This is a genomic window from Kitasatospora sp. NRRL B-11411 (assembly GCF_000721345.1).
In the GTDB taxonomy this organism is placed as follows: Bacteria; Actinomycetota; Actinomycetes; order Streptomycetales; family Streptomycetaceae; genus Kitasatospora; species Kitasatospora cineracea.
In genome coordinates this window covers 21,460-27,699 of sequence record NZ_JOGH01000093.1, presented here as the reverse complement: position 1 = coordinate 27,699, position 6,240 = coordinate 21,460, and the positions used below count along the sequence as shown (strand labels likewise).

The 6,240-nt window shown below is 74.8% G+C and carries 7 protein-coding genes; 1 reads left to right on the top strand and 6 read right to left on the bottom strand.

The features are described from left to right. Positions 1-35: 35 nt before the first annotated feature. Positions 36-413, bottom strand: a complete 378-nt coding sequence (locus IH44_RS0129780; protein ID WP_030462864.1) for a helix-turn-helix domain-containing protein — start codon at positions 411-413, stop codon at positions 36-38. A 201-nt stretch (positions 414-614) separates the two neighbouring features. Here IH44_RS0129780 and IH44_RS0129775 point away from each other — a divergent pair, with 201 nt between their 5' ends. After that, on the top strand, positions 615-1,460 hold the full coding sequence (locus IH44_RS0129775) for an NAD(P)H-binding protein (protein ID WP_030462863.1): 846 nt from the start codon (positions 615-617) through the stop codon (positions 1,458-1,460). Positions 1,461-1,527: 67 nt separating this feature from the next. Here the strand turns inward: IH44_RS0129775 and IH44_RS0129770 are convergent, their stop codons facing one another. From IH44_RS0129770 to IH44_RS0129750, 5 genes are all read right to left on the bottom strand, one after another. Continuing rightward, positions 1,528-2,307 (bottom strand): SDR family oxidoreductase, encoded by a 780-nt coding sequence (locus IH44_RS0129770; RefSeq protein ID WP_030462862.1) that lies wholly within the window; start codon positions 2,305-2,307, stop codon positions 1,528-1,530. 55 nt (positions 2,308-2,362) lie between these two features. After that, a complete protein-coding gene (gene sigJ, locus IH44_RS0129765; protein ID WP_030462861.1) occupies positions 2,363-3,268 on the bottom strand; it encodes an RNA polymerase sigma factor SigJ in 906 nt (301 codons plus the stop codon). 192 nt (positions 3,269-3,460) lie between these two features. Continuing rightward, entirely contained in the window at positions 3,461-4,060 is a 600-nt protein-coding gene (locus IH44_RS0129760; protein WP_030462860.1) for a superoxide dismutase, read from the bottom strand. Between the two features lie 166 nt (positions 4,061-4,226). Beyond that, positions 4,227-5,141 carry a siderophore-interacting protein gene (locus IH44_RS0129755; protein WP_030462859.1) on the bottom strand — a complete coding sequence of 305 codons (915 nt, stop codon included), beginning with the start codon at positions 5,139-5,141 and terminating at the stop codon, positions 4,227-4,229. Positions 5,142-5,152: 11 nt separating this feature from the next. Next, positions 5,153-6,184, bottom strand: a complete 1,032-nt coding sequence (locus IH44_RS0129750; protein WP_030462858.1) for an ABC transporter substrate-binding protein — start codon at positions 6,182-6,184, stop codon at positions 5,153-5,155. Positions 6,185-6,240 lie beyond the last annotated feature (56 nt).

The window sequence follows — 6,240 nt, the reverse complement described above, 5'->3', positions numbered from 1 at the left end:
CTCTTGGCGTTTCCGGGGGTGGGGGGCGGGGCGGGTCAGGGGTGGGTGGTGTCGAAGGTGGTGCGGGCCTGTTCGACGGCGGGGAGGTGGTGTTCGGACCAGTCGGTGAGGGCGGCGAAGAGGGGGGTGAGGGTGCGGCCGAGTTCGCTGATCTCGTAGTCGACGCGGGGCGGGACTTCGGCGTGGTGGGTGCGGATGACCAGGCCGTCGCGTTCGAGTTGGCGGAGGCGCTGGGTGAGGACCTTGGCGCTGACGGTGCCGAGGTTGCGGCTCAGTTCGACGAAGCGCTGGCGGCCGAGGTGGGTGAGGGTCCAGAGGATGGGGGTGGTCCAGCGGCTGAAGACGAGGTCGAGCACCGGGGTGATCGGGCAGGCCTGGGCGGCGGCGGGGCTGCCGGGTGGGAGGTTGGTCATGGGGTGGTGCTGGGTGGCCACCGGGGGTCCTCTCGTCGGTCGTGGTCCGGGTGCCCACTGTAGGGGCGGTCGAGGGGGTCGGGGGTGGGGGGTCGGTTTCCTCTAGGTGACCTTTAGCCCCCCGGTGTTAGCGTCGTGGACGTGGCCGAAGAGGCCGTGAGGACAAGGGACTTGGGCCCTGCTGAACCGAGGAGCTCGATCATGATCGTTGTTACTGGAGCCACCGGGAACGTCGGCCGTCCGCTGGTCTCGCTGCTCGTCGCGGCGGGCGAGCAGGTCACCGCGGTCTCCCGGCAGGTGCCGGACGGGGGTTTCCCGGAGGGGGTCGTGCACCTGGCCGCGGACCTGGCCGACTTCTCGAGCCTGCTGCCCGCGCTGGAGGGGGCGGACGCGCTGTTCCTGCTGCTGGCCGGTGACCTGAACGGTCCCGGGGCGCCGGCCGCGGAGCTGCTGGAGCAGGTGAAGGCGGCGGGTGTGGAGCGGGTGGTGATGCTGTCCTCGCAGATCAACGGGACCCGGCCGGAGGCGGCCTCGCACTTCCGGCTGCGCGAGTTCGAGGCGGCGCTGCGCAACAGCGGGTTGGCGTACACCGTGCTGCAGGCCGGCGGGTTCGCGTCCAACACGTACGCCTGGGCGGAGGGCGTCCGCGGGCAGCGCACCGTGCACGCCCCGTTCGCGGACGTGGCGCTGCCGGTGGTGGACCCCGCGGACCTGGCGGCGGTGGCGGCCGTCGCGCTGCGGGAGGACGGGCACCGGGAGCAGGTGTACGTGCTGACCGGCCCCGAGGCGATCACGCCCCGGCAGCAGGCGGCGGTGCTGGGCGAGGTGGTCGGTGCGGAGGTCGCGTTCGTCGAGCTGACCCGGGAGCAGGCCCGCGCGCACCTGGCGCGCTTCGTGCCCGCGGAGGTGCTCGACGGCACCCTCGACATCCTCGGTTCGCCGCTGCCCGCGGAGCAGCGGGTCAGCCCGGACGTGGAGCGGGTGCTCGGGCGTCCGGCGCGCAGCTACGCGGACTGGGCGCGGGCCGCCGCCCCCGCGTTCCGGTGAGCCGGTAGCGGGGCGGGCGGGCCCGGGGAGCGGTGGGCGGCGGCCCGCCGCTCCCCGGGCCTCCGGTTCAGTGCCGGGCGGCCAGGTAGTCGTCCCAGGTGCGTGTGCCGTCGGCGTGGCCGGGGGAGGTGAGGGCGCCCTCGCGCAGCAGGCGGCCGGCGCGGCCGGGCAGGTGGACGGGCAGGACGGGGCGGCGGCTGCCGCGGGCGCGGAGCCAGGCGGCGGCGAGGTCGGTGGCCGGGCGGGTCTCGGGTCCGGCCAGGTCGGGGGCGTGGCCGACCGGGTCGCCGAGGGCGAGCGCGACCAGGCGGGCGGCGACCTCGGCGGGGTCGACGGGCTGCACGGGGGTGCGGGAGGGCATCGGCAGGACGGGCAGCCGGCCGAGCGGGCGGAGCATGCCGTCCAGCAGTTGCGGGAACTGGGTGGCGCGCAGGTTGGTCCAGCCGAGGCCGGACGCGGCGAGCAGTTCCTCGCCCTGCCGCTTGATCCGGTAGTAGGCCAGCGGGATCCGGTCGACGCCGACGATCGAGATGTTGACGACGTGCCGGACGCCGGCCCGGCGGGCGGCCTCCAGCAGGTGGCGGAAGGCGGGCAGGTCGCTCTTCGGGTGCCGCGGGTCGCTGGCGCAGTGGATCACCGCGTCGGTGCCGGTGAACGCCGGGTCGAGCCCGGTGCCGGCGGTGAGGTCGCCGGTGCACCAGTGGGTGTCGGCGTCGGCGGGCGGGGCGGTGCGTCGGGTGAGGGCGCGGACCGGGCGGCCGGTGGCGCGGGCGTGCCGCAGCACCTCGCGGCCGAGGACGCCGGTGGCGCCGGTCACCAGCAGGGGGAGGTCGGGGCGGTCGGTCATGGTCCGGTTCCTTCCGGGCGGGGGGCGGGTGCTCTCCCCGGAAGGAACCGGACGGTCAGCCGTTCTGTGACAGCGCGCGGTGCCGGTCCGCGTAGTGGGCGAGTTTGTCCGGGTTGCGCAGGATCCGGATGGCGGTGACGCCGTCGGGGCCGGCCTCTACCTGGCCGAGCGAGGTGAGCGCGTCGCCCTCCCAGCCGAGCAGGACGGGGGTGCCGTTGGCCTCGGCGACCTCGAACCGGACGCCGGTGGTGAACCGTTCGAACAGACCGGCCAGGAAGCGGGCGGTGTTGGTGCGGCCGTGCACCGGCCGGAGCGCGGCGCGGACCTTGCCGCCGCCGTCCGCCCAGACCACGACCTGTTCGGTGAGGAGCTGTTCGAGCTGGTCGAGGGCGCCGTCCGAGGCGGCCCGCAGGAAGCGGCCGAGCAGGGCGGCGTTCTGCTCGGCGTCGACGCCGCCGGGCGGCGGGGCGCCGTCGGAGAGGTGCTTGCGGCCGCGGTGGTAGAGCTGGCGGGCGGCGGCCTCGGTGCAGTCCAGGACGCCGGCGATCTCCCAATGGCTGTAGGCGAAGGCGTCGCGCAGGACGACGGCGGCGCGTTCGGGCGGGGAGAGGCGCTCCATCATGGTGAGGACGGCGAAGGAGACGGCCTCGCGCTGCTCGGCCCGCTCCATCGGGCCGAGCGCCCCGGTGGCCACCGGCTCCGGCAGCCAGGTGCCCGGGTACTCCTCGCGGCGGGCCCGGGCCGAGGTGAGCCGGTTCAGGCAGAGGTTGGCGACCACCTTGTTGAGCCACGGCCCGGGCGCCGCGACCTGCCCGGGGGCGGCGCCGTGCCAGCGCAGGTAGGCGTCCTGCACGGTGTCCTCGGCCTCGGCGGCCGAGCCGAGCATCCGGTAGGCCAGCGCGAACAGCCGCGCCCGGTGGCTCTCGAACTCCCGCGTCGCGTCGTCCCGTTCCCCGTTCATGGATCCCACGCTAGGGCACGGCGGGGGAGGGGGGGTGAGTGCGGCTGGGTGGCGGGGGTGTCGGGAGGGCGGAAGGGCTGGGGAGGGAGTGCGGGCGCGGGGAGGGGGAGTGGGTGCGGCCGGGTCGTGGGGCGCCGGGGGAGGGCGGGGCGCGGCCGGGTGGCGGGGGCGCCGGGCCCCCGCCGGGGCGGGTCAGGCCTGGGTGGCGGCGTAGCGGGCGCTGACGTCCTGCCAGTTGACGACGTCCCAGAGGCGGGTGACGTAGTCGGGGCGGACGTTGCGGTACTGCAGGTAGTAGGCGTGCTCCCAGGCGTCGAAGGCGAGCAGCGGGACGGTGCCCTGGCCGACGTTGCCGTGGTGGTCGTAGACCTGCTCGACGATCAGGCGCTTGCCGAGCGGCTCCCAGGAGAGGATGCCCCAGCCGGAGCCCTGGACGCCGACGGTGGCGGCGGTGAGCTGCTGCTTGAAGGCGTCGAAGCCGCCGAGGTGCTCGGTGATGGCGTCGGCGAGGGCGCCCTCGGGGCGGTCGCCGCCGTCGGGGGAGAGGTTCTCCCAGAACAGCGAGTGCAGCACGTGGCCGGAGAGGTGGAAGGCCAGGGTCTTCTGCAGGCCGACCAGCGAGCCGAACTGCTCCTTGTCGCGGGCCTCGGCGAGCTGGTCGAGCGTCGAGTTGGCGCCGTTGACGTACGCCAGGTGGTGCTTGGAGTGGTGCAGTTCGAGGATCTCGGCGGACATCGCGCGCTCGAGGGCGGAGTAGTCGTACGGGAGGTCAGGCAGCGTGTAGGCACCCATGGCTGAGCAGCCCTTCTCGGTCGGACGGAGGGTCAGTTGCGAGTGCCACCTTATTGCAACTCTCTTGCAAGAGCATTGATGGGGCATTAAGGCGCTGTGGCGGGAACGCCGCAGGCCCGCCCCGGCGAGGGGCGGGCCTGCGGAAGGAGGAAGGGAGGGAGGGGCGTCAGGACGGCCGGGCGTACGCCTCCTCGCGCAGCCGGTCCTCGGAGGCGCCGCGCCGCCAGTAGCCGGAGAAGGCCACCGCCCGCCGGTCGACGCCGCGTTCGCGCACCAGGTGGCGGCGCAGCTCCTTGACGGTGCCGGACTCGCCGGCGATCCAGGCGTACGGGGCGCCTTCGGGCAGTTCGGCCGCGCGCAGGGCCGGCAGCAGGCCGGAGGGCGTGCCGGGCGCGCGCACCAGCCAGGTGAGGTCGACGCCCGCGGGGGCGGGCAGGTCCTGGATGTCGGCGGCGTCCGGCACCTCGATCCAGACCAGCGCGCGGGTGCCGGCCGGCAGCCAGTCCAGGATGCCGCCGGCCGCGGGCAGCGCGGTCTCGTCGGCCAGCAGCAGCACGAAACCGGTGTCCGCGGGCGGCCGGAAGGCCACGGAGCGGTTGTCGGCGACGGCCGGGCCGAGCAGCACCACCCGGGCGCCGGGCCGGGCCGCGGCGGCCCAGGCGGCGGCCGGACCGGCGGGCGGACCGGCGGGCGCGCCTGCGGCCGGACCGGCGGGCGGGTGGCCGTCGGGGCCGGGAGGCGCGTGGCCGTCCGTTCCGACGCCGTGCAGCGCGAAGTCGACGTCCAGCTCCGGCGGTTCGGCCCGCTGCGCGCGGACGGTGTACGAGCGCATCACGGCCCGTCGGTCCGCCGGGATCGCCCGCCAGGCGGCGAACCAGTTCTCGCCCTCCGCGTACGGGAGGTCCGGCTCGTCCTGGCCGGGCTGCGGCAGGAAGAGCGAGAAGGACTGGTCGCGCCCGCCGCCGGCGAAGGAGCGCAGCGCTCCACCGCCGAAGGTGACCCGCAGCATGGTCGGGCCGAGCCGGCGGGTGCGCACCACGTGCGCGGGGAAGAAGTCGTACTCCTGGGCCTGTCCGGTCATCTGACGGTCCTTCAGCTCAGCTTGCGGGACTTCTGGATCGCGGCGGTCAGCCGCTCGATCAGCGGGGCGAACCCGGCGTAGGAGAAGCGCGGCACCGCGTCCCACGGGGTGATCTGCCCGGCCTTGACGGCGGGCAGTTGGCCCCAGGCGGGCTTGGCGGCCAGGTCCTTGGGCTGCAGGGCGGTGGAGCGCTGGTCGAGCAGCAGCAGGTCGGCCGGGTACTTGCCGGCGTTCTCCCAGCTCAGGCCCTCGTAGTAGTCGCCGCCGTCGGTCTTCTCCGGCTGGATGAACTCCACGCCCAGTTCGGCGAAGTAGATCAGGTCGCAGGAGATCTTCGGGTTGGAGACGTAGAACAGGTCGGCGCTGCCGGAGCAGGCCATCACCTTGACGCCGCCGGCCGCCTTGACGGCCTGCCGCAGTTCCTCGGACGCCTTCTCGAACCGGGCCTTGGCGTCGAGGACCTGCTGCGCCTTCAGGTCCGCGCCCAGCGACTCGGCGAGCTTGGCGTAGTGCTCGATCGGCTGGGTGATGGTGACCCGGCCGGTGGAGACCAGCGCCTGCGGGGCGAGCTGGAGGATCTTGTCCTTGGACTCGTCCGGCACGTACCAGTACGCGCCCGGGTCGTACATGTGGGTCACCAGCAGTTCGGGGCGCAGCGCCGCGTACTTCTCGATCGAGAACTCGCCCCAGGCGTTGCCGATGATCTCGACCTTGTCCACGTCCAGGCTGCCGGCCTGCGGGTCGGCCTTGCCGTCGGCGCCCTTGGTCTCGCCGAAGACGCCGACCAGCTGCTTGTCCAGGCCGAAGTCGGCGAGCGCGGCGGCGGCGCCGGTGAAGGCCACCACCCGGGACGGGGTGCTCTTCGCGGTGACGGTCTGCGGGCGGTCGTCGGTGAAGGTCCACGGGCCGCCGCCGGCCGAACCGCTGTCGCCCGCGGCCTCCTTGCCGCCGGAGGAGCCGCAGGCGGCGAGCACCGCGCCGAGGGCGGTGGCCCCGCCCGCGGCGAGCAGGCCGCGGCGGGTCAGGCGGGGGGAAGTCGGCATGGCGGTACCTCGGTTCGGGCGCTTCGGGGCAGGGAGCAGCCGCACGCCGACGGGGC

Coding starts and splice junctions, on each gene's coding strand:
- IH44_RS0129780 (WP_030462864.1), bottom strand. CDS start 413: ATGACCAACCTCCCACCCGGCAGCCCCGCCGCCGCCCAGGCCTGCCCG.
- IH44_RS0129775 (WP_030462863.1), top strand. CDS start 615: ATGATCGTTGTTACTGGAGCCACCGGGAACGTCGGCCGTCCGCTGGTC.
- IH44_RS0129770 (WP_030462862.1), bottom strand. CDS start 2,307: ATGACCGACCGCCCCGACCTCCCCCTGCTGGTGACCGGCGCCACCGGC.
- sigJ (WP_030462861.1), bottom strand. CDS start 3,268: ATGAACGGGGAACGGGACGACGCGACGCGGGAGTTCGAGAGCCACCGG.
- IH44_RS0129760 (WP_030462860.1), bottom strand. CDS start 4,060: ATGGGTGCCTACACGCTGCCTGACCTCCCGTACGACTACTCCGCCCTC.
- IH44_RS0129755 (WP_030462859.1), bottom strand. CDS start 5,141: ATGACCGGACAGGCCCAGGAGTACGACTTCTTCCCCGCGCACGTGGTG.
- IH44_RS0129750 (WP_030462858.1), bottom strand. CDS start 6,184: ATGCCGACTTCCCCCCGCCTGACCCGCCGCGGCCTGCTCGCCGCGGGC.